29 protein-coding genes are annotated in these 26,706 nt (G+C 39.5%); 22 read left to right on the top strand and 7 right to left on the bottom strand.

Annotated features, from left to right (window positions below):
* Both FA045_RS14260 and FA045_RS14255 read left to right on the top strand, forming a co-directional pair.
* Positions 1-174, top strand: a 174-nt coding sequence (locus FA045_RS14260) for an ATP-binding protein (protein ID WP_169305030.1), incomplete at its 5' end; no start/stop codon positions are given.
* A gap of 96 nt (positions 175-270) precedes the next feature.
* Complete coding sequence (locus FA045_RS14255; protein WP_136877749.1) at positions 271-708, top strand: hypothetical protein; 438 nt, start codon at positions 271-273, stop codon at positions 706-708.
* Here the strand turns inward: FA045_RS14255 and FA045_RS14250 are convergent, their stop codons facing one another.
* Positions 709-2,094 carry an alpha/beta hydrolase gene (locus FA045_RS14250; RefSeq protein ID WP_136877748.1) on the bottom strand — a complete coding sequence of 462 codons (1,386 nt, stop codon included), beginning with the start codon at positions 2,092-2,094 and terminating at the stop codon, positions 709-711.
* Between the two features lie 551 nt (positions 2,095-2,645).
* Here FA045_RS14250 and FA045_RS14245 point away from each other — a divergent pair.
* From FA045_RS14245 to FA045_RS14160, 18 genes are all read left to right on the top strand, one after another.
* Complete coding sequence (locus FA045_RS14245) at positions 2,646-3,515, top strand: RteC domain-containing protein (RefSeq protein WP_136877747.1); 870 nt, start codon at positions 2,646-2,648, stop codon at positions 3,513-3,515.
* A gap of 143 nt (positions 3,516-3,658) precedes the next feature.
* Positions 3,659-4,177 carry a hypothetical protein gene (locus FA045_RS14240; protein ID WP_136877746.1) on the top strand — a complete coding sequence of 173 codons (519 nt, stop codon included), beginning with the start codon at positions 3,659-3,661 and terminating at the stop codon, positions 4,175-4,177.
* A 53-nt stretch (positions 4,178-4,230) separates the two neighbouring features.
* Positions 4,231-4,575 carry a DUF4134 domain-containing protein gene (locus FA045_RS14235; protein ID WP_090993251.1) on the top strand — a complete coding sequence of 115 codons (345 nt, stop codon included), beginning with the start codon at positions 4,231-4,233 and terminating at the stop codon, positions 4,573-4,575.
* Between the two features lie 2 nt (positions 4,576-4,577).
* Entirely contained in the window at positions 4,578-4,928 is a 351-nt protein-coding gene (locus FA045_RS14230) for a DUF4133 domain-containing protein (protein WP_090993252.1), read from the top strand.
* Positions 4,929-4,932: 4 nt separating this feature from the next.
* The gene (locus FA045_RS14225) at positions 4,933-7,392 is read left to right on the top strand and encodes a TraG family conjugative transposon ATPase (protein ID WP_136877745.1); all 2,460 of its coding nucleotides are present in this window, start codon (positions 4,933-4,935) and stop codon (positions 7,390-7,392) included.
* 6 nt (positions 7,393-7,398) lie between these two features.
* The gene (locus tag FA045_RS14220; protein WP_225871350.1) at positions 7,399-8,136 is read left to right on the top strand and encodes a conjugal transfer protein TraI; all 738 of its coding nucleotides are present in this window, start codon (positions 7,399-7,401) and stop codon (positions 8,134-8,136) included.
* Positions 8,123-8,815, top strand: a complete 693-nt coding sequence (locus FA045_RS14215) for a hypothetical protein (protein ID WP_225871349.1) — start codon at positions 8,123-8,125, stop codon at positions 8,813-8,815. The genes FA045_RS14220 and FA045_RS14215 overlap by 14 nt, the downstream gene beginning before the upstream one ends.
* A gap of 40 nt (positions 8,816-8,855) precedes the next feature.
* Positions 8,856-9,476 carry a TerB family tellurite resistance protein gene (locus FA045_RS14210; protein ID WP_136877758.1) on the top strand — a complete coding sequence of 207 codons (621 nt, stop codon included), beginning with the start codon at positions 8,856-8,858 and terminating at the stop codon, positions 9,474-9,476.
* A gap of 6 nt (positions 9,477-9,482) precedes the next feature.
* On the top strand, positions 9,483-10,682 hold the full coding sequence (traJ, locus tag FA045_RS14205) for a conjugative transposon protein TraJ (RefSeq protein WP_136877744.1): 1,200 nt from the start codon (positions 9,483-9,485) through the stop codon (positions 10,680-10,682).
* Positions 10,683-10,713: 31 nt separating this feature from the next.
* Complete coding sequence (gene traK, locus FA045_RS14200) at positions 10,714-11,328, top strand: conjugative transposon protein TraK (RefSeq protein ID WP_136877743.1); 615 nt, start codon at positions 10,714-10,716, stop codon at positions 11,326-11,328.
* Between the two features lie 4 nt (positions 11,329-11,332).
* Positions 11,333-11,548, top strand: a complete 216-nt coding sequence (locus FA045_RS14195) for a hypothetical protein (RefSeq protein ID WP_136877742.1) — start codon at positions 11,333-11,335, stop codon at positions 11,546-11,548.
* A 38-nt stretch (positions 11,549-11,586) separates the two neighbouring features.
* Positions 11,587-12,639, top strand: a complete 1,053-nt coding sequence (gene traM, locus FA045_RS14190; protein ID WP_136877741.1) for a conjugative transposon protein TraM — start codon at positions 11,587-11,589, stop codon at positions 12,637-12,639.
* A 4-nt stretch (positions 12,640-12,643) separates the two neighbouring features.
* A complete protein-coding gene (locus FA045_RS19090; protein WP_225871347.1) occupies positions 12,644-14,290 on the top strand; it encodes a hypothetical protein in 1,647 nt (548 codons plus the stop codon).
* A 99-nt stretch (positions 14,291-14,389) separates the two neighbouring features.
* Positions 14,390-14,566 carry a histone H1 gene (locus FA045_RS14180; protein ID WP_136877740.1) on the top strand — a complete coding sequence of 59 codons (177 nt, stop codon included), beginning with the start codon at positions 14,390-14,392 and terminating at the stop codon, positions 14,564-14,566.
* Between the two features lie 470 nt (positions 14,567-15,036).
* Positions 15,037-15,699, top strand: coding sequence for a hypothetical protein (locus tag FA045_RS14175; RefSeq protein WP_136877739.1), 663 nt, complete (start codon positions 15,037-15,039; stop codon positions 15,697-15,699).
* Positions 15,700-15,760: 61 nt separating this feature from the next.
* On the top strand, positions 15,761-15,967 hold the full coding sequence (locus FA045_RS14170; protein WP_136877738.1) for a hypothetical protein: 207 nt from the start codon (positions 15,761-15,763) through the stop codon (positions 15,965-15,967).
* Positions 15,945-17,000, top strand: coding sequence for a DUF932 domain-containing protein (locus tag FA045_RS14165; RefSeq protein ID WP_136877737.1), 1,056 nt, complete (start codon positions 15,945-15,947; stop codon positions 16,998-17,000). The genes FA045_RS14170 and FA045_RS14165 overlap by 23 nt, the downstream gene beginning before the upstream one ends.
* A 150-nt stretch (positions 17,001-17,150) precedes the next feature.
* Positions 17,151-17,483, top strand: coding sequence for a YnfA family protein (locus FA045_RS14160; RefSeq protein WP_136877736.1), 333 nt, complete (start codon positions 17,151-17,153; stop codon positions 17,481-17,483).
* Positions 17,484-17,532: 49 nt separating this feature from the next.
* Here the strand turns inward: FA045_RS14160 and FA045_RS14155 are convergent, their stop codons facing one another.
* Positions 17,533-19,305 carry an LTA synthase family protein gene (locus FA045_RS14155; RefSeq protein WP_225871346.1) on the bottom strand — a complete coding sequence of 591 codons (1,773 nt, stop codon included), beginning with the start codon at positions 19,303-19,305 and terminating at the stop codon, positions 17,533-17,535.
* Positions 19,306-19,390: 85 nt separating this feature from the next.
* On the opposite strand from FA045_RS14155, the gene FA045_RS14150 reads away from it, so the two are divergent.
* Positions 19,391-20,194, top strand: a complete 804-nt coding sequence (locus tag FA045_RS14150; protein ID WP_225871345.1) for an HD domain-containing protein — start codon at positions 19,391-19,393, stop codon at positions 20,192-20,194.
* Here FA045_RS14150 and FA045_RS14145 read toward each other — a convergent pair.
* The 5 genes from FA045_RS14145 to FA045_RS14125 all read right to left on the bottom strand — a co-directional run bounded on the left by FA045_RS14145 (position 20,182) and on the right by FA045_RS14125 (position 24,034).
* Entirely contained in the window at positions 20,182-20,985 is an 804-nt protein-coding gene (locus FA045_RS14145) for a phosphatase PAP2 family protein (protein WP_225871344.1), read from the bottom strand. The genes FA045_RS14150 and FA045_RS14145 overlap by 13 nt on opposite strands.
* A gap of 2 nt (positions 20,986-20,987) precedes the next feature.
* On the bottom strand, positions 20,988-21,398 hold the full coding sequence (locus tag FA045_RS14140) for a hypothetical protein (protein WP_136877733.1): 411 nt from the start codon (positions 21,396-21,398) through the stop codon (positions 20,988-20,990).
* Between the two features lie 75 nt (positions 21,399-21,473).
* Complete coding sequence (locus FA045_RS14135; protein WP_136877732.1) at positions 21,474-22,724, bottom strand: sensor histidine kinase; 1,251 nt, start codon at positions 22,722-22,724, stop codon at positions 21,474-21,476.
* A gap of 95 nt (positions 22,725-22,819) precedes the next feature.
* Positions 22,820-23,497, bottom strand: a complete 678-nt coding sequence (locus FA045_RS14130) for a response regulator transcription factor (RefSeq protein WP_136877731.1) — start codon at positions 23,495-23,497, stop codon at positions 22,820-22,822.
* 123 nt (positions 23,498-23,620) lie between these two features.
* Positions 23,621-24,034 carry an EamA family transporter gene (locus tag FA045_RS14125; RefSeq protein WP_136877730.1) on the bottom strand — a complete coding sequence of 138 codons (414 nt, stop codon included), beginning with the start codon at positions 24,032-24,034 and terminating at the stop codon, positions 23,621-23,623.
* 89 nt (positions 24,035-24,123) lie between these two features.
* Between FA045_RS14125 and FA045_RS14120 the strand changes: the two genes are divergently transcribed.
* Positions 24,124-26,541, top strand: a complete 2,418-nt coding sequence (locus FA045_RS14120; protein ID WP_136877729.1) for a TonB-dependent receptor domain-containing protein — start codon at positions 24,124-24,126, stop codon at positions 26,539-26,541.
* Positions 26,542-26,706: the final 165 nt, after the last annotated feature.

Genomic DNA, 26,706 nt, shown 5'->3' with positions numbered 1-26,706 from the left:
TCACTTATCATTACCTCACAGCTGCCAGTAAGCAAATGGCATGAAGTGATTGGTGAAAAAACCATTGCCGACGCAATATTGGATAGGATTGTTCATGATGCCAACCGTATTGAACTCAAGGGAGAATCAATGCGGAAGAAAAGGGTGCCTGTGCAAGAAAATAGCTTCCAATAAAAAACAACTTTAAATAACTACTTTTGTTAACGCTTCTATAGCATTTGCAACGTTCGTTCGCCAGCAAATTAGGTGGTCAGTTTGCCACGGAATCACATGGTCAGTTTCTCCGAAATATACAAGCTCAGCCGAGAACTGATGGTAAATAATCCCGAGTTTTTACACTTTAGTGGTCACGGGGATGCCAATGGCATCGTGATGGAAGATCACAGCGGACTGACATGCTATGTTACTATAGATGCACTAGATCAGCTGTTAACCAATAACAGATCTGTAAAATGTATTGTGCTCAATTCGTGTTACTCCTCAGATCAGGCAAAAGCACTCTCATCAAAGGGTATTTATGTGCTGGGAAATTCAGATAGTCTGCCAAGCAATGTAGCAGAGGAATTTTCGGTAGGCTTTTACCAGGCGATTGTAGAAAGGAAAGAAGTATATCATGCCTTCGGAAATGGAACTGCCCATAGCAGATTGGCAACAGGATTCGAGGAACAGATGCTGATGAAACTTTGGTTCAACGGTGAACTAGTCTAGTTACTTGAACTGCCAGTACTGAAATTTATCAGTTTCGATATTCAATAGATTTCTGTTTTCAGGCGCATGGTTGAATCTGAAAAGCTGATAGATATCATTTATAAGGGGCGATGTGGAAGCAAAATAGCCATGCCCTAGAAACGAAGGATCCGTATTACTAGCATCAACTGTATCAATCCCGTGACAACAGGTAATGTAATCTCCAGATTCACCTAGACGGATGATTGATTTGTGAATCGACCTTGACAGTTTTAAGGCCCTATCTTCCGAAGATGCATATAGAGTAATTCTCTGAGAACATTTTTGCATCTTGGGAACTATAGTGCTCAAAAAAACTTGAACATCTATATCAGGTGCTGCGAGAATTATCTGGTTAAATATGAACTCATCAAAGAAGCCTTCTTCCTTGAGCCCCACTATCGCGTTTGTCAGCCCCCTATTGCCCATACTGTGGGCGATAACATGAATTTTTTCTGCTTTGGTTTTGGCACGGATGTCAATGAGAAAATCTTTTAGATGGCTAGAACTATACTGGATGCTTTCTTCATCGTATGGATAACTAATAACCTTGCCATCAGAGGGCCAACTGTAAGTTACTGGTGCTCCTTGAAAACCAAGATCATATGCGATCTGTGCAGTTCTCATGATGGCGTCCTGAAAATTTGTATTAAAACCATGTATGAAAACAAAAAGATCATTTTCGTCCGACAGTGTGATTCTTTCGCCCAGGCTCACAAAAAATTCATCAATATTCAATTCCGAACCCCCTAAAATCAAAAAGTGTTTATTGGGATTTTCCTGAAACTCAAACTTCCACCAGGCTGGTCTTGACAATTCTCCAATTTTTCTTTTCTTTGGAATATTGACTTCACAGATCCCATAGCTTAGCATCGAGCGTTCGCCATTATAATCTGGGAACAATTCGTCTTTGCTCTCTATCTTGCCTCTATCAGTGGCAAAGTATACAAACACAGAAGTGTTTTCCAACGGAACAGTTTTTTCGATATTGTGCTTAAGGTAAGTTCTATGGTTCGACTTTTGATGATCTCCGTCGCTCACTGAAGTCCAATCAAATTGGCTGTCACCTGTTTTGCCAAGATTGACTGTATAGGTGTTTTCAAATCCTGAAACTTTCAGTATTCTCGCTCTACTTTGCCAGATTAGATTATCGGCATGATCGATAATTTTAATATTTATCGAGGAACCCATTAATCCGTTAAAACTGACCCTCAAGGAAAGTGATAAACCTATTTGATTTGGTATCTCAAAAACATAAAAATTTTTGTTTACACGTTCAAATTTGGAAATAGGGATTTTTTCTTCATTTATAGAAAATCTAACCTCGAGTAAATCGTTTAGTTCTACTAATAAATAATATTTTTCCATCGTTTGAGCGTTATTTTTTTGAAATTATAAAAAATTACTGGTATCGCAGAATGCAAATTAAATAAAACCTTAATATCATAGACAGCTGTAAGATTTTTAATGATAGTCTTTGATGGATAGGCCAAGATCTGGCCTGGATAAAATAAGCCTTTAAAGGTTCTTCAACCTAATTGCCAATTTTTTCAACTTTTCAATTTTACGGATCTTTCCCATTCAATAATTGAGAGCTTTAGTTAAAGGTTACTTCATTTAAGACATCCTCTGACAATAATGGTTGTTTCCTAGGCTATATATCATTAGTTATTTCTCATTTTATCAGAAATCCAAATCCATCTAATAGTCTGCACTTTCAAAGCCATGGTAAACGTTTTTAATCTTGGTGGAAATTTTACGTTATCCTTTCCACTTGAACTGAATACTCATTACATCAATCTTTGTTTTGTGATATACATGTAGCATACTTATATCTTTTAACGCTGCAAATGCACTGAATTGAACGCTCGTGGTCTGATCTTTAATCAGCAGCAGCAAGCTGTGCAATTTTCTTTATTATGGTATCAACGGTAGCAGAAACACTTTTAGGCGAGCTCTTGGAAAAGATAACGCAATTGGAACAGGAAAACATAAGAGAAATTGTTGATCCTAGCTCTTTTATGAAAATCACGAACCATTTCATGGAGGCGTTGCAATCATTGGTGCTGGAAGGAAATTTCAGTGACCAACAAGAGGAAATTATGTTCTTTAAAACGGTAAAGCCCAAGTTCCGTAGCTTGCAGATCTATTATTTGACACTACAGGAAATTATTTTAAGGAAACCAAGTGGTTGCAAGAAAATCCTGGTTAAATTCTATACAGATGAGATCCGTAAGATCTGCGTTTTCCGCTGCACTAACCAGCAGTTGATCAATTATTATCATTCAGGGGCAACTGACATGGATGCCCTGCTTTTCCTGAGAAAAGTTGAGGTGCATCCCCACTGGCTGCTCAGACCAAGGCTTGAACGTGATGAACGCTTTTCAACACCTGCGGACTATCTGGTGGCAAAATTTATCGCAACGGAAAAGATCCAGACCTTTCTGTGTGCAGAACTGGCAAAACTGGAATTTCACAATCCTACCGAAAATTTTAATGGTGGTAAAAAAGAATACCGATGGACAGGGGAGGCCATTAACCTGGTTGAACTTGCCTATGGTTTGTATTACACTGGCGAAATTAACAACGGCAATGCCGGAATAGCTGAGATTGTAAGGTTATTTGAAACGACATTTAATATTGCGATAGGTAAACCTTCAAGGAGATTTGCTGAAATCAAGCAACGCAAAAGGCTAAGCAAGACCAAATACCTCGATCAAATGAAAACAGCTATTGATAAAAGAATAGATGACGACGATGAATTTGTTCCTAGACCTAATTTCAGGTAATTAGTAATGGATTGTTTATTAGGATGTTGTGTTTTTATTTTTGGGTAGTACCCAACTGGTTGCCAAACATAAAATCGAAAGCTTAGAAACTTTGCTTCATCAAACCCCAATGCAATGGTGCTTGGGAGAAAAGCAAAGAATTTATGTTGGCACAATTTACATGGCAGGAGTTTTGGCTTGCAATACTTCTACTCACCTTGCTCTGGTATTCGGGTATCATCCTGTTTTACTTCCGTAAAGAACTTAACCTATTTTTTAGCAAAGGATCACCTTTCAAAGAACCGTTTCCTCGCCGCTGGGCAGATAAGGTAGAAGAGCCTATCCAGAAATTTGAAGAACATGATGGGCTGCTGGGCGCTTCTAAACTAGCTGAAGGAACGAGTACGGTAAGTATGGGGCAAGTCAGTTTTAGAGAGGATGAAAATGCCAAATCTGAACAGCTTGGACTAATACCAGATGTACTTCAGGAGCTGAAAGAAATTTTTTCCATTCTGGAAAAAGAGGACGGTAACAAACAGGACTTTTTCAATATGATGGAAATGGTCAGGGCAAAATATGGACAGATTGGTTCCAACCCACGCATAGTTCAGATTAACCAGTTTATTGCTGAACATGCCCCATTCCACCTCTCGAAAGAAGAATTGGAAAATCTCTGGGATTAACATCTACCAATTAGCATCAAAATTTATTCTCAAGCTGTAAAATCAAAAACATTATGAAACGTCAATCCAATAATAACGGCAACCAAAATTTAGGCAAGTCTCTATTGCTATTATTTACCCTTTGTATCTACAATTTGTTGACCAGTCTGTCTCTTTTCGCCCAGGATGGAAATGCAGGGATACAGGAAGCAACCAACAAGGTAAAAGGCTATTTCGACACGGGAACCGACCTGATGTATGCCATCGGTGCAGTTGTTGGCATCATAGGGGCAATTAAAGTTTTCAATAAGTGGAATGCCGGAGAGCCTGATACCAACAAGGTAGCTGCAGCCTGGTTCGGTAGCTGTATCTTTTTGGTGGTAGTGGCAACTGTTCTTAAATCATTTTTCGGGATATAGCCATGGCCAGCGTTTATAAAATCAATAAAGGTGTAACCAGACCTATAGAATTTAGAGGCTTAAAGGCACAGTACATTGCCTATCTAGCTGTAGGACTGGTTCTATTACTCATCAGCTTTGCCATTCTCTACATTTCTGGACTGAGCCTTTTGGTGCTATTACCATTGATCATCACCCTTGGAACAACACTTTTTTTCGGTGTATTCCGCTTAAGCCACCGTTTTGGTGAGCATGGCTTGATGAAATTTTGGGCAAAACGTAGCCTTCCAAATTACTTGAAATTCCGTTCCAGACGATTGTTTACCTCGCTCAAAAGCAAATCGAATATTCCAACAACATCATTTAAAAACTAATCCAATGGTAGAAGCAAAAGACATATTGCCCATTTACAAGGTGGAGAACAACGCCATTATTTCGATGCATGGCGATGTAACCATTGGCTATAGAGTGGAGCTTCCAGAAATCTTTACCTTATCAGAAAGAGATTACGAGGCGTATCACCAGACTTGGGTAAAGGCAATTAAATTGTTACCACAGCACAGCATTTTCCTAAAGCAGGACTGGTTTACCGAAACCAAATACAAAGCTGATTATACTATTGATCGCAGTTTCCTATCCCGTAGCAGTGAGGTATTCTTCAACGAAAGACCATTTTTGGATCATGAGTGCTATATTTTCCTAACCCAGAAACCAAAAGAAAGAAAGCTTTCCAGTTCGGTATACAGTAATATTTTGCGAAAGTCCATTGTACCCAGCCAAACCATTTCTCCTATACTTTTTAAGGATTTTCTGGACAGTGCGGGGCAGTTTGAGCGCATACTGACTGATAGTGGATTTGTTGGACTAAAAAGTTTGAACGATGATGAGTTGGCTGGAACTGCAAACAAAGCTGGCATTATAGAAAGATATTGCTTTTTATTGAACAAGAATAACCAACCAATGATCCGTGATATCCACGTGAAAGATGAGATCGTAGTTGGCGATAAAAAAGTTGAACTCTACACCTTATGTGATACGGAAAATATGCCTGCACTTTGCGGAAGCCGTATCAATTATGATAAGTACAGTACGGACAGGAGTAAGTTTTCCGTTGGTTTTGCAAGTCCATTAGGTTCACTCTTAAATTGCAACCATATCTTGAGCCAATATGTTTTTGTATCAGATGTGCAGAAAACCATCAAAAGATTGGAAGCCAAAAAGCTCCGTCTACAATCCTTATCTGCCTATTCGAGAGAAAATTCAATTTCAGGAGATGCCACAAACGACTTTCTGAACGAGGCAATTGCCCTGCAACGATTACCTATCAAGGCACATTTCAATGTATTGGTATGGTCGGAAGACCAAGAAAAAAGCAGAGACCTTAAAAATCTCGTATCGTCGGCAATGGCACAGTTGGATGCGGTTGCCAAACAGGAAACCGATGGTCAAGCTCAAATCTGGTGGGCTGGACTTCCCGGAAATGCTGCCGATTTTCCTATGAACGATACCTTCGACACTTTTATAGAACAGGCAACCTGCTTTTTCAATCTGGAAACGGGCTACCGTTCTTCTCTCAGTCCATTTGGATTACGTTTAGGTGATCGTCTTTATGGTAGGCCCGTACATGTCGATATTTCTGACGAACCTATGAGGATGGGTTTTACTACCAACCGGAACAAGTTTGTTTTGGGGCCAAGTGGTAGCGGAAAATCATTTTTCACCAACCACATGGTTCGTTCCTACTATGAGCAAGGGGCTCATGTGGTATTGGTGGATGTGGGACATAGCTACAAAGGTTTGTGTGATCTGGTAGGAGGCTATTATTTTACCTACAGCGAGAGCGACCCCATTAAATTCAATCCATTTTACCTTTCTGAAGGTGATGTTTTGGACACGGAGAAAAAGGAAAGCATTAAAACGTTATTACTTGCCTTATGGAAAAAAGACGATGAAAATTTCAGGCGTTCGGAATATGTAGCCTTATCAAATGCATTGACGCTTTACTTTGCCCAACTGGCAAACAGACCTGATATTTTCCCTTGTTTCAATACATTTTATGAGTTTCTGAGCAATGAATATGTACAGGTGTTGGAAACCAGTAAGGTAAAAGATAGGGATTTTGATATCAATAATTTTCTGTATGTCCTTAATCCATACTACCGTGGAGGCGAGTTTGATTACCTGTTGAACGCATCTGAAAATCTGGAATTATTGCATCAGCCATTTATTGTAATAGAGTTGGACAATATCAAAGACCATCCGATATTATTTCCCGTGGTTACACTGATCCTGATGGAGATGTTCATTTCCAAAATGAGAAAGTTGAAGGGGATACGTAAGGTTTTGCTAATTGAGGAATGCTGGAAAGCCATTGCAAAAGAGGGTATGGCAGAATACATCAAATACCTCTTCAAAACGGTAAGAAAGTATTTTGGAGAAGCCATTGTGGTAACCCAAGAGGTAGAGGATATCATCAGTTCGCCGATTGTAAAACAGGCCATCATCAATAATTCAGACTGTAAGATTTTATTAGACCAATCCAAATACCAGAACAAGTTTGACGCCATACAGGAACTTTTGGGTCTTACAGAAAAGGAAAAGTCGCAGATACTTTCGATGAACAAAGCCAATGATCCCAAGCTTAAATACAAGGAAGTCTTTATTTCTCTCGGTGGCCAGTACAGCAAGGTTTACCGAACAGAAGTATCAACAAGCGAGTATCTCGCCTACACCACTGAGGAAAGCGAAAAGCTACAGGTTCAGAAGTATGCGCAGCAATATGGAAGCATCCAAAAGGGTATAGCGGTACTAGCAAATGAATTAAAAAATAAACAATAATCAGTTATGATAACCATTCACAAAACTGGTGCGTTTGCCTGCATCAGTGCAATCAAAAAAGTTATGAAAAAATACATGGTCATCCTTCCGGTGAGTGCCATGACGCTATTTGTATCGATACCCACAGGGGCAAATGCACAGATAGCCGTTTTGGAAGTCATCAAGGCAGGAGTAAAAAAAGTAATCAAAGCTGTAGACCTTAAGGTTCAGCGCCTACAGAACGAAACCATCTGGCTACAAAATGCGCAAAAAGTATTGGAAAACCAGCTTTCAAAATTAAAGCTGACTGAAATAGCCGATTGGACGGAAAAGCAGAAAGAACTCTACAAAAATTATTACGAAGAGCTATGGAAAGTTAAATCGGCCATTGCCTATTACAAGCGAATTAAAGACCTGACCGAAAAACAGATTGCCATTGTAGATGAGTACAAATGGGCTTGGGGCTTGTTCCAGAAAGATAAACATTTCACCGCTGATGAGCTGGAACACATGCAGAAAGTCTATTCGGGCATACTGGATGAAAGTATCAAAAATTTAGACCAGATCCTGCTCGTGGTTAATTCATTTAAAACGCAGATGAGCGATGCCAAAAGACTGGAAATCATCAGTGCTGCCGCCGCTCAGATGAATACCAACTTTAGCGACCTAAAATCTTTCAATACCCAAAATAGCCTGTTGAGCATTCAAAGGGCAAAATCGTTGGATGAGGTAACCATTTTAAAAGAATTGTATGGAATTCAATAGACAACAACAAAGTAGTTATAGCCATAAAGGTATGTCTGTATCGAAACCAATCAGCCTTTTAGGGCTTGTATTTCTATTACTTTTTGTAGGTACAAACGCTTTTGGTCAAACCTGGGGCGAATTCTTTAGCCAAAAAAAAACGCAGAAAAAATACCTGCTCGAACAACTTGTTGCTTTGAAGATGTATGCAAGCTACCTCAAGAAAGGCTATGATATTGTCGGCAGTGGAATAGGTACTGTTAGGGATATAAAGAATGGCGAGTTCAGTTTGCACAGCACCTTTTTTTCCTCGCTCAAAAGCGTTAACCCTGCCATCAGAAAAAATGCAAAAGTTTCCAGTATTATTTCTCTGCAAATATCCATCGTAAAGGCTTTTAAAAGTATTGGCGATAATGATGGACTGAAACTTTCTGACAACCAGTACATATTAGATGTAAAGGATAGGGTAACCGATGAATGCCTTGGTGACATGGAGGAACTACTGCTGGTTATTACTTCTGGAAGGCTGGAAATGAGTGACGATGAACGGATAGAAAGATTGGATAGTATTTATGAAAGGATGCGGGATAAAGCTGTATTTGTGCAAAGTTTTACAGGCGAGGTAAACCTGCTCATCCAGCAAAGAAAGAACGAACAAAAATCCATTAACCATTTAAGAGAAATTTATGGAAACAATTAGAATAATTAGAGTAAAGAGTGTAAAAAGCACTCTTTATTTAATGCTGACTTTATTTGTCATTTGCCTTTCATCTACGTTTTTTAAGCTAAAGGCACAGTCTACAGAAGTGCAGCAGCTCCTGCTAAATGTAGAAAAGCTCAGCCAATTAAAAAATATCCTTTCAGATATGAAGCGTGGATATACCATTGTCGCCAATGGATATAATGCGGTGAAAAATATTTCACAGGGCAATTTCTCCATACATGAGATATTCCTTGACGGTCTGATGCTGGTCAATCCCGAAATCAGGAAATATGAAAGGGTTGCGGACATCATCACCTATCAGCAGCAGCTGATTTCAGAATACAAATCTGCCTACAACCGTTTCAGAAATGACGACACTTTTAGTCCTGAAGAACTAAGTTACCTATCCGGTATTTATGGGCGGCTTTTCGATCAGAGCATTGATAACCTGGATGAACTTTTAACGGTGATTACCTCATCGAAATTACGAATGAGCGATGATGAACGCTTGCGGGCAATTGACCGAATTTTTCTGGATATGCAGGATAAGCTCATCTTTTTAAGAAGTTTCAACAAAGAGGCGAGCATACTGAACCTACAAAGGCAAAAAGAAAAATTGGATATCAATGCCACCAGAAGATATTATAACCAAAATTGAGCTGTGATGAAAAAAATAATTATGTTATGCATCGGGATATTTGCCTTGCTCTCGCCATTGGGCTCATATGCACAGGGCATATCGGAAACACTGGGTGGAATGCAACCCGTTCTTGACAGGGTGTACAGCGAGATGTTGCCATTATGCAGTCGGCTTATCGATGTGGGCAGGGGGATAGCTGGATTTGGTGCGCTATGGTATATCGCCAGTCGCGTATGGCGCCAGATTGCCAGTGCCGAACCCATAGATTTTTACCCATTGCTCAGACCTTTTGCATTGGGAATGGCTATCATGATATTTCCGCTGGTTATTTCAATGATGAACGGAGTGTTACAACCAACGGTTTCGGCAACGGGAAAAATGGTAAGTGATAGCAACAAAACAATAGAACGCTTGCTTAAAGCCAAGGAAGCGGCCATTAAAAAAAGCAAGCATTGGCAAATGTACGTTGGAGAAAATGGGAGTGGAGACCGTGAAAAATGGTTGAAGTATACTTTTCCGGAACAAGGTAGTGAAGGTATATTGGATGGTTTAGGGCATGATATCCAGTTTTTTATGGAGAAGCAGTCCTATAACTTCCGCAATTCCATCAAGCAATGGATGAAAGAAGTTTTTGAGGTGCTTTATGCGGCCGCTTCACTGTGCATCAATACCGTAAGAACGTTTTTTCTGATCGTTCTGGCCATTTTGGGACCTCTGGTATTTGGTTTTGCGGTATTCGATGGTTTTCAGAATACCTTAACGGTTTGGCTGGCAAGATATGTGAACATATTCTTGTGGCTTCCCATAGCTAATATCTTCGGAAGCATCTTGGGAAAGATACAGGAGAATATGTTAAAACTCGATCTTTCGCAAATCGAACAGCAGGGCGATACCTTTTTCAGCGGAACAGATACGGCTTACCTCATATTTTTGCTGATTGGCATCATAGGCTATTTTTCTGTGCCGAATGTGGCAAACTATGTCGTTCATGCGGGTGGTGGAAATGCTATCCTCCAAAAGGTAAATGCCATCATTAGTAGTACCAACAGTACGGGAATGAAAACCGCATCATCTGGAGCTGGAATGGCTGCTGATATGATGGGCAATGCTTACCGCAATATGCAGCAAGGTTTTGCCGCTTCCAGTAATGGCGATTATCTGCCAGATCAAACTCCGGGACAACATCAGCACGATAAGCTAAGCGGCAAGGATGAAAAATCATAATTATCAATAATAACACCTAATCTATTTACCCATGTTCAGTCAACTAAGAAATATAGATACCGCATTTAGGCACATTAAAAGGTTCAGTCTCTTTCTAATCATTGCCTGCATATTCATATCCGGATTTGCCATTTACAAAAGCTATGAAATGGTTGGTAATGCACAGGCAAAGGTTTACATTCTTGCTAACGGAAAAGCCATAGAAGCTTTTAGTACCGAACGAAAAAGCAACCTGCCTGTAGAGATCAGGGATCACGTAAAGATGTTCCATCACTACTTTTTTACCCTTGATCCTGATGAAAAGGTCATCCAGCGCAACATCAGCAAAGCTCTGGAACTATCAGACCAGAGCGCAAAGAAAAGTTACGATAATCTGAAGGAACAGGGTTTTTACAGCAACCTGATCTCTGCCAATATCTCACAGGAAATAACGATTGATAGTGTTCAACTTGATATTGAGCAATACCCCTATTATTTCCGATGCTATGCCACCCAACAGCTCATCCGTTCAAGTGCCACGGTAAATAGAAAACTGGTTACACAAGGGTATTTGAGAAATGTTGGACGCAGTGATAATAATCCTCATGGTTTTTTGATACAACGCTGGGAAACTCTGGAGAATAGCGACTTACCCTTAAAGCCCTAAACGTATGAAACTCTTTAGGAAAAACAGTACATCAATTGGTGGCGATGCGATCGCCGAGAAAATTGCCCAAAAGATTATCGATAGGCAAAGGATATTAGCCATTTATCTGAACAGAAAAACCAAGAACATTTCTGGCAAGTTATGGATGGCCATACTGATAGGTTTTTGTACAGCTTTTGGGAGCTATTGCATATTCCTGCTCATTAGGGCGCTAGGCTGATTTAATCAAATTCAGAAAAATCATTTAAAAATAAGATTATGGAAACAATCAACAAAAAGGACAAACGGAAACAGCTACTCATCATTCCGTTACTTATCATCCCATTTTTGGCACTGGCCTTTTATGCCATGGGCGGGGGCAAAGGTAGCGATGCAGATCTTCAAAAAGGTCATCGGGAAATCAATGCCGACCTGCCAGATGCAGCTTTCAAAAAGGAAGAGCCAACTGATAAAATGGGTTTTTATAAGCAGTCTGATACGGACAGCTCTTACATTAAAGAAATTGGAGGGGATAGTAGCTTGAATAGGATTAATGCCCGTTTATCAAGAAATGGGGACGAGCATGATATAAGAACTGATGCCATTAATCAAAAGTTGCAAGATTTGAACAAAGAGCTTAACCGGCCAGAAGAGCAACTTTCAAATCCTAATACTCAGCCAAAGGGAAGACAGGAAATATCCATTAAAAATGATGTGGACAGGTTGGAAGCCTTGATGAAAACCATGCAGTCTGGAAAAGAAGAAGACCCCGAAATGGCACAATTGAGCGGAATGATGGATAAGATTATTGCTATTCAGAACCCTGAAATCGCTCGTTCAAAAGAACAGCAAACTTTGACTAGGGACAGTCAGTTTAGGGCTGTACCAGCAACAATTGTAGAAAATCAAAAGGTGGTACAAGGAGCAACGGTTAAGTTACGATTGAGTGACAGCGTTCGGCTGAATGGTCAGTTAATTCCAAAAGGACATTTTTTGTTTGGAACCTGCAACATTACCAATCAACGCTTGTTGCTTCAAATCAAAAATATCAGACTCGGAACTTCTATTGTCCCTGTTGATCTGACAGTGTATAGTCTGGATGGAATGCCTGGTATTCCTGCACCGGAAGCTGAATTGACTGGAGCAGTCAATGGTGGTGCAGATGATGCAGTGCGAAGTATGCAGTTTCTTTCCATGGATCAGTCCCTAGGTATTCAAGCCGCTGGAGCTGGGATTGATGCCGCAAAATCCCTCTTCAGCAAAAAATTAAAGAAAATAAGGGTCAAGCTCAAAGCTGATTATCCGATACTCATCCGCATCAATAGAAAATAAGACCATGCGTCGGGACGAAAATAGCATAGCGCCAATTGTAGATTTACTAAAGGCAAGTGGATTATATGACCAAGGTGTGGAACAAAAGATTTTGGACACAATAACCTTCAGGACAGGCGAGCCAATTGAAGTAACCAGGGTATTTGAAGGAAAAGAGGTAACAATAGAACCATATCTAAATTTCTCCTATGGTCATCCAACACTCTCAAGTTACGCTATTTGGTTGCCCGATAATTATAAGGCTTACCATCATTTGGAACATGATGGGATAAATACGGTAATAATTGAACAGGAGCTAAAACAACTGCAATCAGGCTACACAAAGAGCATTTTGGACAATAGGATGATGTATAATGATCAGCAGGACAAAGTAATTTTCCAATTGGAGGAGCTTTATCGTATGGGCGAAAAACTGATGGATAAAGATTATTCAAAGGGATCGGAGATGCAGAATACAAGCACCTCGCTGATGTTAAAATATTTTACAGGGACACCAATGGAAGGCAGCATGGGCCCCAAGTGGTTGAATTGGAACGAACGGTATGAGCGTTCGGTTCTTTTTCCAATCCATATTCATATCAATCTGCCAGGAAACAGGATTAATAACAGGGAAGAACTTGAAAAACTTAGTCAAATGGCTTTTCAGAACAACCCAAAAAATCAATTTATTATGAATTTGAACAATTTGGAAAATCTCAAAGAAGAGATGAAAAATTTAGGCTTCAAGGATAAGCTCATTGAGAAAATGGAAGAGAACATGAGAAAAGATGTTCCCGAATTTACGCTTAATGATAGCGTTGCCGCAACTAAAGGGCAGGTTGATCTTGCACTTCATTTTAAGCAATCTGGACAATCCGATTTTTATTACTTCAATAAGTTTACCGTTAGCCATAACCAAGGCAAACCATTGGAAGAAGGCCAGCAGTATATGGTCATTACCAAAAATGAAGAAGGAAAAAATATCGTTAAGAAACATGAAAATGTGAGCGATGCACTTGCTTTCTTTAAGGAGCAGAAAGGTAACAGTGAACTTGCGGTAGGGAAAGATGCGGCCAATAAAGTAATGGTAGCCAGCATGGAAAATGGTAAGGTAAATTATGTAGCAAAGGAGTTCAACCGTACCTATTATGCAAGCCCTGCAACCCAGACCATTTGGCTGGAGCGTGGTAAAGGCTTTACAGCTGAACAAGCGGCCAATTTGATACAAGGTCGTTCGGTTTATCGTGATGACATGATGAATATGGGTGGGGAGACTTATAAAGCATGGATTAAATTGGATTTTGATAAGGGTAAAGACCGTTTTCAGAATTATAGTATCAACCAATACCATGATCCATCCTATGGTTTCGATATAAATAAAGTATTAGATAAGTTCAATATCAAAGAGTTGGAAGATCCTGCTAAAAGAGTGCTGCTTGAAGCATCATTGCGTAATGGCAACAGACCACTTGTAACAGTTGAAAAAGAAGGGCAGGAGGTGAAGGTGTTTTTGGAAGCCGTACCGCGTTACAGCCAGTTGAACATGTACGCAGAGAACGGTAAACCAGAAAAAAGGGAACAGTTTTTGAAAGAGACTGCACCTTCAAGTAAGCAGGAAAACACTAAAGGTCAAGAAAAAGAAATGAGCGAGAGCCAAGGCGTGAGGAGATAATTTAATATCCTAGTTTTTTGTACTTGTAGATTTAATAGATTTAAATAAAGGAATTGTTGAAAGGCAATTCAAAACCATAAAAACTTAATTTAAAATAGCATGGAAAAATTCACAGAGTTAAAGGCGCTGATTGCATCGGCAGAAGCAGATGCCACTGCATTTTTTGAAAAGAATAATAAAGCAGCTGGAACAAGGTTAAGAAATGCGCTACAGCAGACAAAAGCTTTGGCACAGGATATCCGTAACGAAGTTACCGCCAAAAAGAACGAAAAATAAACAGTAATGCTGTTTTGGTAAATGCCTGACTGGAAACGGTCAGGCATTTTTTTTGTATTTTTTTTCAGGTTTTATGCTCTTAAATCTCTTATTAAATGACAACTCAGCGGTAAAACCGCTTTGCTCGTACCTCGCTTCAGCCGATTTTCCGCATTTATGCAACAATGGCTTCGTGCCTCGCCACCGTTGCGCTTTCTGATACCTCATATCAGCATTCATCTTCCATAAACTTTTAAAAAGATCAGGGTAAAAATTCCACCTAGGCTTTTTGTTGCAAAATTTCTGAACAAGCCCTTTGACGTCAAGGCCAGGCCCTACGGGTTTGCTGAAAAAAAATCTTCCTCTCTCGCTGCGCTCGGAGCGTATTTTTTTTCGCAAAGCCTTGCCTTACAAAGGGCTTGTGTCAGGAGCGGTGGTTTAACAAAAAGCCAGGAGGCCCTGCCGACTGGATTTATAAAAAAGATAGCCACATGATAGCAACAAAGGACAGAAGCCCACCCACCCAAAGCGGTACAGCAAATAGCGACCGCCTAAACAGGACTGCCCCAATAGGGGAAATTATTCAAATCATTATCAATAAAAATTTAAAATCAAAAGTTATGAAAACTGCACAATTAAACGGTTCAGGCGTAAATGGAAAATCAGAAATTAAAACTACTCAACCTGTAAACAATGGTACAGCAAATAAGGTAGAGACAAAAGCCGAAGAGGTTAAGGACATTGCACAATCAATCGATTTAAAAAATGTGGAACAGGTAAAACCCGAAGCAGAAGCACCAAAAGTTGAACCTACCAAAATAGAAATCAAGGAACAGTTGAAAGATGAAAAACCTGCCCTTAATTTAGAAAAAACCATCAAATTGGCATTGGACTTAAACCGCCGTATCAATCAGAGAGGTAAATTATTGGAAACAATAAACACCTTGGAAGCCTTTGAGGTAGCGCAAAAAGATGATGCAGACGAAACAGATACCAACTTTTTTCAAGGCTGTACCCTTACCCTTGAAGATGATAAGGGTAGGGAGTTTACCACCAAAAACCCATTTATCATTCGTGAAGTAGCAAGCAGGGTAAATGCTTTATGCGTTGCCAAATTGGCTGAAATCGAGGGAGAGATTTTCATTCCTGCCTAATCCCAACTACGCCCTTTGCATTTTGCAGGGGGCGTTTATTCATTTATCAAATTTTAAAAAAATGAGATACGAAACTATATTTATTATGGTTCGGGTGGCAGTTCATGCCGACCATACAAATTTGGGTGAGATTGTACATGAGATAGAGACCCAATCAAAGTTAACATTAAGCGATACCGCAAATATTAACATTCTAGAAACCGAAATTTTGGTATCACGAGTGCGGAACATTAAAAATATCAACCATGGCACACAACCTAAATTATAATAGCAAGACTGAAAAACATAGTTTTTTTTCGGTCAAAGAAAAAGCCTGGCATGGATTGGGACAAATCATTACCGATTACCCAACAAGTGCAGAGGCGATAAAACATGCAGGACTAGATTATCTAGTAGCAAAAAGAAGCTTGATTACTTTTTCTGAATACATCGACCAACAGGGATTACCAAATAGTATTCCTGATATCGAAGTAGATAATTTTTATGCAAATGTAAGAACCGATACTAACGAAGTTTTAGGCATTGTCGGTAAGGATTACAATATTGTACAAAATGTAGATGCATTTGCCTTTTTTGATAGTATCGTTGGCGGAAAGGATGGGACTTTATATGAAACTGCAGGGGCTTTGGGTAAAGGAGAGCGCATTTTTATTACTGCAAAACTACCAGAATATATCCGTGTAGGTAGGGTGGACTGTATTGAAAAATATTTGTTCCTTACCTCCTCTCATGATGGTTTTGGTAGTATTACCGCATCTTTTACCCCTGTTAGAATTTGTTGCCAAAATACTTTAAATGCTGCGCTAAGGAACCATACTAATTCGATTAAGATACGTCACACCGCAAGCGCACAGGAAAGGCTAAAACAGGCGCACCAACTTTTAGGAATTACTAACCAATTGGCTAACGAATTAGAACAGGTTTTTAACCATTGGTCAAAAGTTAGGATTACGGATAGGCAGGTTAAAAGATTGGTTCAGTTGGCAATGGCTCCAAATAAAGAAATGTTAAACAACCTTAAAACCAATAAACAAGATGATTTTTCAAGTGCATATACCAATATAGTAAATAATGTTTTGGAATATGCATTAACAAGTCCGACCCAGCAGGAAGTGAGTACAAAAGGAACTGTGTTTGGTGCTTACAATGCGGTGACAGGTTATTTTCAAAATGTAAGAAATTATAAAGACGATGAAAGTAAATTCAAATCCATCATGTACGGAACTGGTTTGCAAAGAAGTCAAACCGCATTTGATTTATGTAGTAGCTTTGCTAAAAATGGCGTAGATGCTTTAAATTAAGCTGAAATAGTAAATAAATGCCCACTTCATTAATTTAATGGAGAGGGCATTTTTATGCCGGCGCCTTAAGTGCTTTGAATGTTTTTAAAGGTGATTTTTTTAATAAAATGTTGAACAAACTTTAATAATCGAAATCAGTAAATTTGAAATATGGAAATTATAAAGTCTTTATTAATATTTGTTCTGGCTGGACTGTGCGAAATAGGTGGTGGTTATCTTATTTGGCTTTGGTTAAAAGAAGATAAACCAATGTGGTTTGGTTTAATTGGTGCAATTATACTAATTGCTTACGGAGTTGTAGCAACATGGCAATCAGCAAATTTCGGTAGGGTTTATGCTGCCTATGGAGGAGTATTCATTGTTATGGCACTATTATGGGCTTGGAAAGTCGATGGTTTTAAGCCTGACAACTACGATATTATTGGAGCAGCCATAGCATTGATTGGTGTATGTATTATAATATATGCTCCAAGAACAACGTAACTAACATTTTAAGTTTTTTTATTATACTGATTTACTTGATTTACGAAATTTATTTGGTTGAATTAGAAATCATCTGATATCCTCCATTCGAATACAAATAAGAAGCCAATTGGTAATTGGCAATTGCCTCATCCGTTAGCCAACGTTCAGGAGGGATCGATTTCGAAGCTCCAGTTTTAAAATTCGGGATAAATGTGCTTAATTTCTTGTTTGGATCTAAGATTAGAAGTTTATTATTCTTGATGTAACCCAAGCTTTGATAGGTGCTGATAAATGCCCGTTGCTGCTCATCTTTCATCTTAAAAACATCCTGCCCAAAGAATTTACTTAGATAACTGAAGTTGAGCAAACCGAGTATTGAGGGGCCGATATCAATCTGCGCCACAAGTTTTTCAAATTTGCCCGGTTTGATATGTTTTGGAGCATACATAATCATTGGGATATGATATTTGTCCACAGGCAGTTCGACCTTTCCCGCACTTGATGCACAGTGATCTGCGACGATTACAAATAATGTGTTCTTAAACCAAGGCTTAAGTTTTGCTTCCCTGATAAATCTGCCAATTGCATAATCGGTATATTTTACCGCACCTTCCCGCCCGGTATGGGATGGGATGTCAATCCGTCCCTCTGGATAGGTGTAGGGGCGATGGTTGGAAACTGTCATGATCTGCGCAAAGAAAGGCTTTCCATTTTTATAATCTTTATCCAATTCCCTGAGCGACAGCGTAAAAAGATCTTCATCTGCTACGCCCCAGGTATTTTCATAATGGATTTCCTTCTCACTCAATGCATTTCTATCTGTCACTTCATAACCATTCTGTGAGAAAAACTCATTCATGTTATCAAAGTAGCCGTAACCCCCATAAATAAATCTACTGTTATAGCCTTTCGATCTAAATACACTTCCCAATGTAAACAGATTTTTATTATCCTGCCGCTTAAGGATAGACTGCCCTGGTGTTGGTGGAATACAGAGTGATAATGCTTCCAGGCCTCGAACGGTTCTTGTTCCCGATGCATATAGATTGGTAAACAGAAGTCCTTCTTTCGCAAGGGAATCCAGGTTTGGTGTAATGCCCTGCATATTGCCATAACTGCCCAAGAATTCTGCGCTCAGGCTTTCTACACTGATCATGACCACGTTCATTCTTTTTTCTACCGAATCTGATGTGATATTTCTAATCGTGTTACGGTCTCTTTGATCACCAGGTACAAACTCAAGGTTCTTTCTGATGATTGACAATGCCTTTTTTATTGGTACAGTCTTATAGAAGGTGTCATAATCCAATTGGTTGTGCCAGAATGCAAAGCCAAAATCGAACATGCCATTGCCCGAAAGCTCGTTTACATATTGGTTGCGGCTGTGATTTTTCCAGTTATGGCTGACCAAAAAATAGGTGGCAATCGGAGCAATCAAAAAAAGTAACAGAAACTTTGAACGTTTGGTAAAACGCATTGGTATGGTAGTGGATTGCCATACTTTTTCCCTCAATAAGTATGTTATCAATGTCGATACAATAACAAGTATTGTTAATAGCGTGTTGACAGGATATGACTGCCTAATGTTTCCAATTACTTCAGTGGTGTAGACCAGATAATCAACCGCAATGAAGTTATAGCGTACCGAAAATTCTTCCCAGAAAATACATTCTGAAACCGCATTGAATAGGAGCGTGATGATTACAACAAAAAAATAGGAAATCAGCAAAATCCTGTTCAGTTTTTTACCGTACCATCTGGATGGAAATATCCACAGGTAAAGAACTAAGGGAATAATTGCATAGGATGCAGCTGCCAGATCATATAATAATCCAATCACAAATACCTTTAAGAGATTGATAAAACTCCACTCAAAAGATGCAGAAGAATAGACCAATAGCGTAATCCTGGTAAGCAGGGAAGCGGTGCATAACAATATTACCGCTAGAAGTACAGGTCCAAACCTGTACTGGAATAAAGTATTCAGTTTTTTAAAGGTGTTCATTGGTATTGATATATATTGGCCGACGGCTAAAGCTAACTTTGAATTCTGGAGAGAATCTGAACTTGCCTGCTCCAACATTGCTACAGATTCTAACCGTACCCTTGTGTACATCTTTTATCCTATGGAGCTGAAATTCCTTGTTGAACTTTCAAGCAAGTTTGTAACTACACTTTTTGCTGATGAACTAAGCTTACAGCTTAGTTTTCATAGCGCCCATCATACGGGGAATGTGGTGATAGCCGCACAAGAAATCGGGGTTAAAGTTGGATTGTCTCCTGAAGAACTTGACCTTGTGACCATTGCGGCCTGGTTCCATGATACTGGTTATACCAAAGGATATGCAGGCCATGAACAATTGAGCGTAAACATCGCAAGGGATTTTTTAGCTGATAACGGACTTGATGCCCTGTATATTGAGCAGGTAACTTCTTGCATACTGGCAACCACGTATCCACAAAGCCCAAAAAACATTTTGGAGATGGTACTGTGCGATGCAGATTTCTACCATTTTTCCAGGGCCAACTATCCAACATTTGAAGCTTCACTCCGCAGGGAATGGGAAACCTGCCTGAATATACATTACACAACTGAGCAGTGGAATGCGCTCAATTTGGCGATGCTAACAAACCATGAATACTTTACTGTTTATGGTAAAACAGTTTTACAGGCCAGAAAACAGAAGAATATCGACAACCTTAAGAATACTTTAAATCATAGCTTATAGGTAAGCCTATAGCCCAACTGGTGGTGTTCGTATGCTGGCGTAAAACTCAGGTTCTGTTTCTGTCCATGCCCACCAATCCATCTTTTGATGTGGGGATAGACTAGGTAGCCCAGTTTGGTGGAAGCAATACCAAAACCTGCTCCTGCCACTACATCACTGAACCAATGTTTGTTGTTGTACAATCTCAATGTACCTGTTGCAGTTGCAACAAAATAACCTGCATAGCCAATCCATGGCGATTTATATTTAAACTCCTGGTATAAAAACTCTGCCGCGGCAAAAGCTGAAGCTGTATGCCCAGATGGGAAGGAATTATATCCCGAATCGTCCGGTCTTAAACGATGCACACCTCGTTTTACAAAATGGGTAGATAGACCCATAATGGCTGCAGAGGTTACATACAACATGGATGCGTCAAAAAGATTGTGTCTGCCTTTTATACCTGCTAGGTTTAGCCCATAAACAGCAAGTGCGGGAGCAAATTGGGCATAGTCATCAACATGGTAGGCAAATCTGGGATGGTCCTCCTGTAGTTCGGCCTTTGTGCTAAGGTCAAGTTCTTTTAAGGCGCCATGATCGTAAACTGTTGCAAATCCATAGCCCATCAGCACCACTGGAGCAATAAAATGGGTAATCTTAAATTTTTCTGGTTTGATTTCTTCGGTAATGTTTGTAACCGCTATTGGGTTTAGCCGAACATTTGAGGTGGTATCCTGTTGTTGTGCTAAACAATCAGTTGCCATTGTTGCCAACAGCAAACTGATTGTTATTTTACCTTTCCAAATGCCCATTGTTACAACTTAACAGGATTTCCGTTGGCATCAAACAAAAGATCTTTTCCTTTAATCTCTGCTTCATAGACAACCGAACCATTAGCTCTGGTAATTTTTGCTGCTTCGGTAATTTTTTGGTCTTTCAGTTTCATCTTAACTGCGGCAGGCAGTTCAGAGGCTTTCATCTCTACTTCTGATTCTACAAAAACTCCCGTTGCTGAGTAAACCTCACTTGTCTCTTTACCATTCAAGGTAAATTCAGCTTCGAAATTTGCATCCTCTTTGCTCCAACTTACTTTAGATACTTTGGCGTGTGTTTTTGAAAAAGCAGACTTAACGGCTACCGGCACTTTAGCAGCATTTAATTTTTGGGCATGGCTGGTTGTCACAACAAACATCAGCAATGCGATAACATAAACTATTTTCTTCATGGCTTTATAATTTTGATATAAAACTAGGTGTAGATTATGTAGCAATTCTGTAGCTGTGTACCAGCTTAGATCTATCTAGAATATAACCAGAAATTGGTGCCTGTTTTCAAGATGTTGGTAGGTTAGGGTAAATCCATAAAGCGTACAGATCTGCTTGCTTATGGCCAGGCCAAGGCCCGTTCCTTCAGAAGAAGCCGATTTTGAGAACCGTTCGAAAAGCTGGTTATCCAGTCCTTCGCTTTTTCCGGTATTTGAGATAGTAAGCAAACCTGCCCGTAAAACAACTTCAATGCTTCCCCCAGAATGGTTGTGCCGAATGGCATTTGAGAAAAGATTGTTCAATAGGATGTCTGCAAGATATTTGCTCATCCTTATATTACAGGGTTGCATTTCTTGTTCCAATGTCAGCCGATCTTTTTCGAAAAGTTCCTGAAACTGCAGCGCCTTATCTCGGACCAACTGCTGCATATCAATATCCTGGACATCGGAAATCAGCTTGTTTTCAATCTTGGCCAATAGCAACAATGATTGGTTCAGTTTGATCAATCTTCCGATGGCAGTATAAATGTTTTCTATTAGCGCTCCCTGTTCCGATGAAAAAGTGCCTGTCTGAAGTAGGCTGTCGAGTTTTGAATTGATGATGGCCAAAGGTGTCATCATTTCATGTGAGGCATTATCCGTGAAATTTTTAAGTTCCCGATAATCTTTCCTCACCCTGGCAGCCATCGCATTTGCCGATTCATTCAGTTCATTAAATTCATCGATCTTGGTCAGTTGAGGTCTGATTTCCTCTTTTTGGGCGATATTAAAAGCTTTCATCATACCCAGTGTTGAATAGAACGGGCTCCAGATACGCTGAAGCACGAACCTGTTGATGAGCAGCAATGAAACCAATAATAGGATGGTCACGGCCAAAGTGATCATAAAGATCAATTGGATCAAGTCTTCTGATTCTGCTCTGGATTTGCTGATGGTTACCTGATAGTTCTGCCCATTTAGATTCACGCTTGTAATCAGGCTTCTTCCAGGCTCAATTTCCTTCTCATCTTCATTATAGAATTCTGCATAATGGAAATTACGTTCGATGGTTTGTCCAGTAGTTAGCTTTTGATAAGTAACTTTTTGGTGCAGGAAATCTCCCGGAGAAAGGAGCTTACCATAATTCCTTGCATACGCTTCAATTTCCTTCTCCTCGATTACCAGATCTTTATCCAGTTTCCCAGTAAGGATAAAGTGGATGGCTATATAATAGATGACCCCGGTAATCGTCAAAATAATGAACGAGGTAATTAGGTTTGCCCTGTTATATCGCTGTGCTAATTTCATCTGTGTCTATTTATTGTTTTTATTGTCAGATGGAGCCTTTGATAATCAAAATAATAATTGTCAGGAAAGAAATGATTATTTTGACCATGTCGGGTTCATACATTCTCCAATTTGTAACCAACGCCGTACATCGATCTAATATAATCTTTAGCCCCAGCTTCTACCAATTTTTTTCGGAGGTTTTTGATGTGGGTATAGATAAAATCAAAATCATCGGACATATCGATCTCATCGCCCCAAAGATGTTCGGCAATGGCATTTTTGGTGATGACCTTGCCCTGGTTGGAAATAAAATAGATGAGCAGATCGTATTCCTTTTTAGTGAAGGTAACCAGCTTCTCTTTTATCCTTACTTCCATGGCCAAAAGGTCTAAGTTTATTTCGTTGAAGGACATTAAATTGCTTCCGCTAAAATTCTTTCTCCTTACTATGGCCATGATCCTAGCCTTCAGTTCTGAAAGATGGAAAGGCTTGACCAGATAATCATCTGCACCCATTTCCAGCCCACTTAGTTTATCATCCAGGGAATGCCTGGCGGAAATGATCAGCACACCTTCGGTTTTGTTCAGGTTTTTGATTTCGCTCAGGATCTTAAGCCCATCGCCCCCGGGAAGGGTAAGGTCGAGCAGAATGCAGTCATAACTATAAAGGTTGATCTTCTCCATGGCATTCCAATAAGTGCCTGCCACTTCACAAATGTTGCCTTCACCCTTTAGATAGGCAACAATACTTTCCCTAAGCGATTCTTCATCTTCTATGACCAATATTTTCATTAGCGTTTACTGCTTTTAATGGTAGGTGAGCTATAATTGGCATGTGCCAATATTTTTAAGAGGTATGTCAATTATGGTTCATTAAGTAAATTAACGTTTAAATTCTGTAGCAAATCAGTATTCCTATAAAATTATAACAATTGTTCCAGCTATAATAAGTGTAGCCCCAATCAGGGTCTTGATTTCGATAGGTTCTTTTAAGATCAAAAATGCCAAACCCAGTGCAATTGCTACGCTCAGTTTATCTATCGGGGCAACCTTTGAAACCTCTCCGGTTTCCAGTGCCTTGAAATAGAAGATCCATGAAAGACCAGTTGCTATCCCAGATAGCCCAAGGAATAGGAGGTTGTTCCTTGTAAGTGTCTTTAATTCGCGGACTTCTCCTGTAACCAAGATTATTCCCCAGGCAATAAAAAGGATAATGATTGTTCTTACTGCGGTTGCAAGATTTCCGCTAACCCCTTTGATACCGATTTTGGCCAAGATTGCAGTTGCAGCCGCAAAAAAAGCCGAAAGTATTGCATAAAATTTCCACATGGTGTTTTCAACTTCTAAATTCCAACAGATTTGCCTATTAACTATGTACTGAAATTACGGAATCTATTAATACCCCATAAATTTAAGTTATGATTTTTAAGAAGAAATTTTTGCTGCTCCTGTTATTGATTTTTACAGCATACTTTTCAAAAGCACAAAGTATAAAAGTAACCGTATCTGGAATTGTTAAGGATGCAAAGAACAGGGCACCGATTGAATATGCCAATGTTGTAGTTAAACAGAAAACTGATCAGAAATTTGTTACAGGTACGATTACCGACTCGCTAGGTCGTTTCAAACTGGCTGATCTTTCTGCTGGAAACTATTCGCTTGAATTTACCATTGTTGGGCATCAGAAGAAAAGCCAAGATATCACAGTTGGCTCACTAAATGCTTTTTTAGATCTGGGCGAAATCATCTTAACAGAAGATGCACAGACCCTGAATACGGTTAATGTTGTCGGACAAAGCAATGCAGATGGACTATCGGATAAAATGGATAAAAAGACCTTTACACTTGGCAATAATGTGGCGCAATCTGGAGGATCGATTTTACAGGCTATGCAAAATCTGCCAGGGGTAACCCTGCAGGATGGCAAGATCCAGCTTCGTGGAAATGACAAGGTTGCGGTTCTGGTAGATGGAAAACAGAATGCAATGACAGGTTTCGGAACCCAAACAGGCTTGGACAATATTCCAGCCTCTGCAATTGAAAAAATAGAGATCATCAATAATCCTTCTTCTAAATATGATGCGAACGGAAATGCAGGGATTATCAATATCATCTATAAAAAGAACAAACAGGAAGGCTTTAATGGAAAGATCGGATTGACGACAGGACTTGGCTCACTTTGGGAAAGAAGAGAAAATCTGCCTACCATCCGTCCTCAATTTCAGGCAACTCCAAAAATCAATCCTTCGCTCTCTCTAAATTATATGAAAAACAAGCTGAACACCTTTTTGCAGGGCGATTACCTGTACACGCAAACTTTAAATAGAAACGAATTTGCAACAAGAACCTATAGCGATGGAACAATCATCAACCAACAGGTGAAAAGGAACAGGACAACTGATTACACGACCGTAAAAACAGGAATTGATTGGAATCCCAATGAGCAGAATTCCTTAACTATCTCTGGTTATTTTAACAGGGAAAAGATTATTGATAGGGGAGATATACCGTATTTCAATGGTGAGATGCAACGGTTAAGATTGTGGCAGTTTTTAGAGGATGAAGTAAAATATACCGCTACGGGTTCGGCAAGCTATCAGCATAAGTTTTCTCAGCCTGGGCATTTGCTTAACATAGGATTTAACTATACATGGCATAGGGAAGACGAAAAATATTTCTTTACCAACATTATGCCCACTTTTACTGGTGAGGACTCTTTTGCATTGCTTTCTGATGAACATGTGGCAGATTTCAACCTAGATTACATTAGGCCTCTAAAACAGGGACGAATAGAAATGGGATTGAAGTTTAGGAGAAGAACCATTCCTACCGATATGCAGTTTTTCCCAGGGCTTAATTCACCAATCGATGTAAACGCAGGTGGTTGGGCAGATTATAAGGAAACCATTCCTGCCGCTTATGCTAATTATGTGCTAGAAACCAACCATTTTGAAATGGAAGCGGGCTTGAGATTTGAATATGTGAAAGTACAATATGATGTTAATCCCAACCACAATACCTATCAGAGCGATGGCTATGACTATGCCCGTCCGTTTCCAAATTTAAGATTGGCCTATAAAATTGATGATAACAACAAACTATCGATATTTTATAATAGAAGGGTAGACAGACCAAATGAGGTTGATATCCGTATTTTTCCAAAGTATGATGAGCCAGAACTGTTAAAGGTTGGTAATCCGACATTGCGACCGCAGTTTACAAATACCGTTGAATTAGGCTACCGTTTAAACTGGAAAAAGGGAAATATCTATTCATCTCTCTACCACAAAATGATCAATGCAACAATTACAAGGATTGCAACACAGGTTCCAGGCAACACCATCCTTTATAATATTTTCCAGAATGCTGGAAGAAGCTACCAAACAGGTGGAGAGGTTGTATTACAACAAGAATTGGCTCCTTGGTATTCATTTAATACAAGTACAGCCATTTATAAAAACAAGATCAATGCTTTTACAATAACAAATAGATATCCGGTACCAACTGTTTATAACATGGCAGAAGAAAGCATCACTTCTGGAAATTTTAAGCTCAATAACATGTTCAAACTGAAAGGGCAAGCGCAGATACAGCTTTCGGGTGTCTATTTAGCCAAGGATATCATCCCACAGGGAACAATAGGTTCGAGGTTTTTTGTGGATATGGGCATTAAAAAACAGATCCAAAAAGGAAAAGGCGAACTCTTCCTAAATGGAACAGATATTTTGGGTACACTTAAAACAAAGAGGAGCATTATTGGAAATGGTTTCACCTACAACAGTACAGATTACTTGGAAACACAGGTTTTTAGGCTAGGGTATAGCTATAAGTTTTAAGCGTTTAAGCCACAGGATTACTATGGATTTCCATTCTATTTTTCGTGTCAGTTATATAGATCACGGAAAAGGAATGGGAATTAATTTTAAGGCGTTACTGCTCAGAGTATTCGTTATTGGAGGTACAAACATAGCAAAATCACAGGTTTACGCCGTGAAAGCAGA

The organism is Pedobacter cryotolerans (assembly GCF_005116475.1).
In the GTDB taxonomy this organism is placed as follows: Bacteria; Bacteroidota; Bacteroidia; order Sphingobacteriales; family Sphingobacteriaceae; genus Pedobacter; species Pedobacter cryotolerans.
This window is presented reverse-complemented; position numbering and strand designations above follow the sequence as displayed.

Excerpts from the sequence above, each read along its gene's own strand:
- FA045_RS14255 (WP_136877749.1), top strand. The coding sequence starts at position 271 with ATGGTCAGTTTCTCCGAAATATACAAGCTCAGCCGAGAACTGATGGTA.
- FA045_RS14250 (WP_136877748.1), bottom strand. The coding sequence starts at position 2,094 with ATGGAAAAATATTATTTATTAGTAGAACTAAACGATTTACTCGAGGTT.
- FA045_RS14245 (WP_136877747.1), top strand. The coding sequence starts at position 2,646 with ATGGTATCAACGGTAGCAGAAACACTTTTAGGCGAGCTCTTGGAAAAG.
- FA045_RS14240 (WP_136877746.1), top strand. The coding sequence starts at position 3,659 with ATGTTGGCACAATTTACATGGCAGGAGTTTTGGCTTGCAATACTTCTA.
- FA045_RS14235 (WP_090993251.1), top strand. The coding sequence starts at position 4,231 with ATGAAACGTCAATCCAATAATAACGGCAACCAAAATTTAGGCAAGTCT.
- FA045_RS14230 (WP_090993252.1), top strand. The coding sequence starts at position 4,578 with ATGGCCAGCGTTTATAAAATCAATAAAGGTGTAACCAGACCTATAGAA.
- FA045_RS14225 (WP_136877745.1), top strand. The coding sequence starts at position 4,933 with ATGGTAGAAGCAAAAGACATATTGCCCATTTACAAGGTGGAGAACAAC.
- FA045_RS14220 (WP_225871350.1), top strand. The coding sequence starts at position 7,399 with ATGATAACCATTCACAAAACTGGTGCGTTTGCCTGCATCAGTGCAATC.
- FA045_RS14215 (WP_225871349.1), top strand. The coding sequence starts at position 8,123 with ATGGAATTCAATAGACAACAACAAAGTAGTTATAGCCATAAAGGTATG.
- FA045_RS14210 (WP_136877758.1), top strand. The coding sequence starts at position 8,856 with ATGCTGACTTTATTTGTCATTTGCCTTTCATCTACGTTTTTTAAGCTA.
- traJ (WP_136877744.1), top strand. The coding sequence starts at position 9,483 with ATGAAAAAAATAATTATGTTATGCATCGGGATATTTGCCTTGCTCTCG.
- traK (WP_136877743.1), top strand. The coding sequence starts at position 10,714 with ATGTTCAGTCAACTAAGAAATATAGATACCGCATTTAGGCACATTAAA.
- FA045_RS14195 (WP_136877742.1), top strand. The coding sequence starts at position 11,333 with ATGAAACTCTTTAGGAAAAACAGTACATCAATTGGTGGCGATGCGATC.
- traM (WP_136877741.1), top strand. The coding sequence starts at position 11,587 with ATGGAAACAATCAACAAAAAGGACAAACGGAAACAGCTACTCATCATT.
- FA045_RS19090 (WP_225871347.1), top strand. The coding sequence starts at position 12,644 with ATGCGTCGGGACGAAAATAGCATAGCGCCAATTGTAGATTTACTAAAG.
- FA045_RS14180 (WP_136877740.1), top strand. The coding sequence starts at position 14,390 with ATGGAAAAATTCACAGAGTTAAAGGCGCTGATTGCATCGGCAGAAGCA.
- FA045_RS14175 (WP_136877739.1), top strand. The coding sequence starts at position 15,037 with ATGATAGCAACAAAGGACAGAAGCCCACCCACCCAAAGCGGTACAGCA.
- FA045_RS14170 (WP_136877738.1), top strand. The coding sequence starts at position 15,761 with ATGAGATACGAAACTATATTTATTATGGTTCGGGTGGCAGTTCATGCC.
- FA045_RS14165 (WP_136877737.1), top strand. The coding sequence starts at position 15,945 with ATGGCACACAACCTAAATTATAATAGCAAGACTGAAAAACATAGTTTT.
- FA045_RS14160 (WP_136877736.1), top strand. The coding sequence starts at position 17,151 with ATGGAAATTATAAAGTCTTTATTAATATTTGTTCTGGCTGGACTGTGC.
- FA045_RS14145 (WP_225871344.1), bottom strand. The coding sequence starts at position 20,985 with ATGGGCATTTGGAAAGGTAAAATAACAATCAGTTTGCTGTTGGCAACA.
- FA045_RS14140 (WP_136877733.1), bottom strand. The coding sequence starts at position 21,398 with ATGAAGAAAATAGTTTATGTTATCGCATTGCTGATGTTTGTTGTGACA.
- FA045_RS14135 (WP_136877732.1), bottom strand. The coding sequence starts at position 22,724 with ATGAAATTAGCACAGCGATATAACAGGGCAAACCTAATTACCTCGTTC.
- FA045_RS14130 (WP_136877731.1), bottom strand. The coding sequence starts at position 23,497 with ATGAAAATATTGGTCATAGAAGATGAAGAATCGCTTAGGGAAAGTATT.
- FA045_RS14125 (WP_136877730.1), bottom strand. The coding sequence starts at position 24,034 with ATGTGGAAATTTTATGCAATACTTTCGGCTTTTTTTGCGGCTGCAACT.
- FA045_RS14120 (WP_136877729.1), top strand. The coding sequence starts at position 24,124 with ATGATTTTTAAGAAGAAATTTTTGCTGCTCCTGTTATTGATTTTTACA.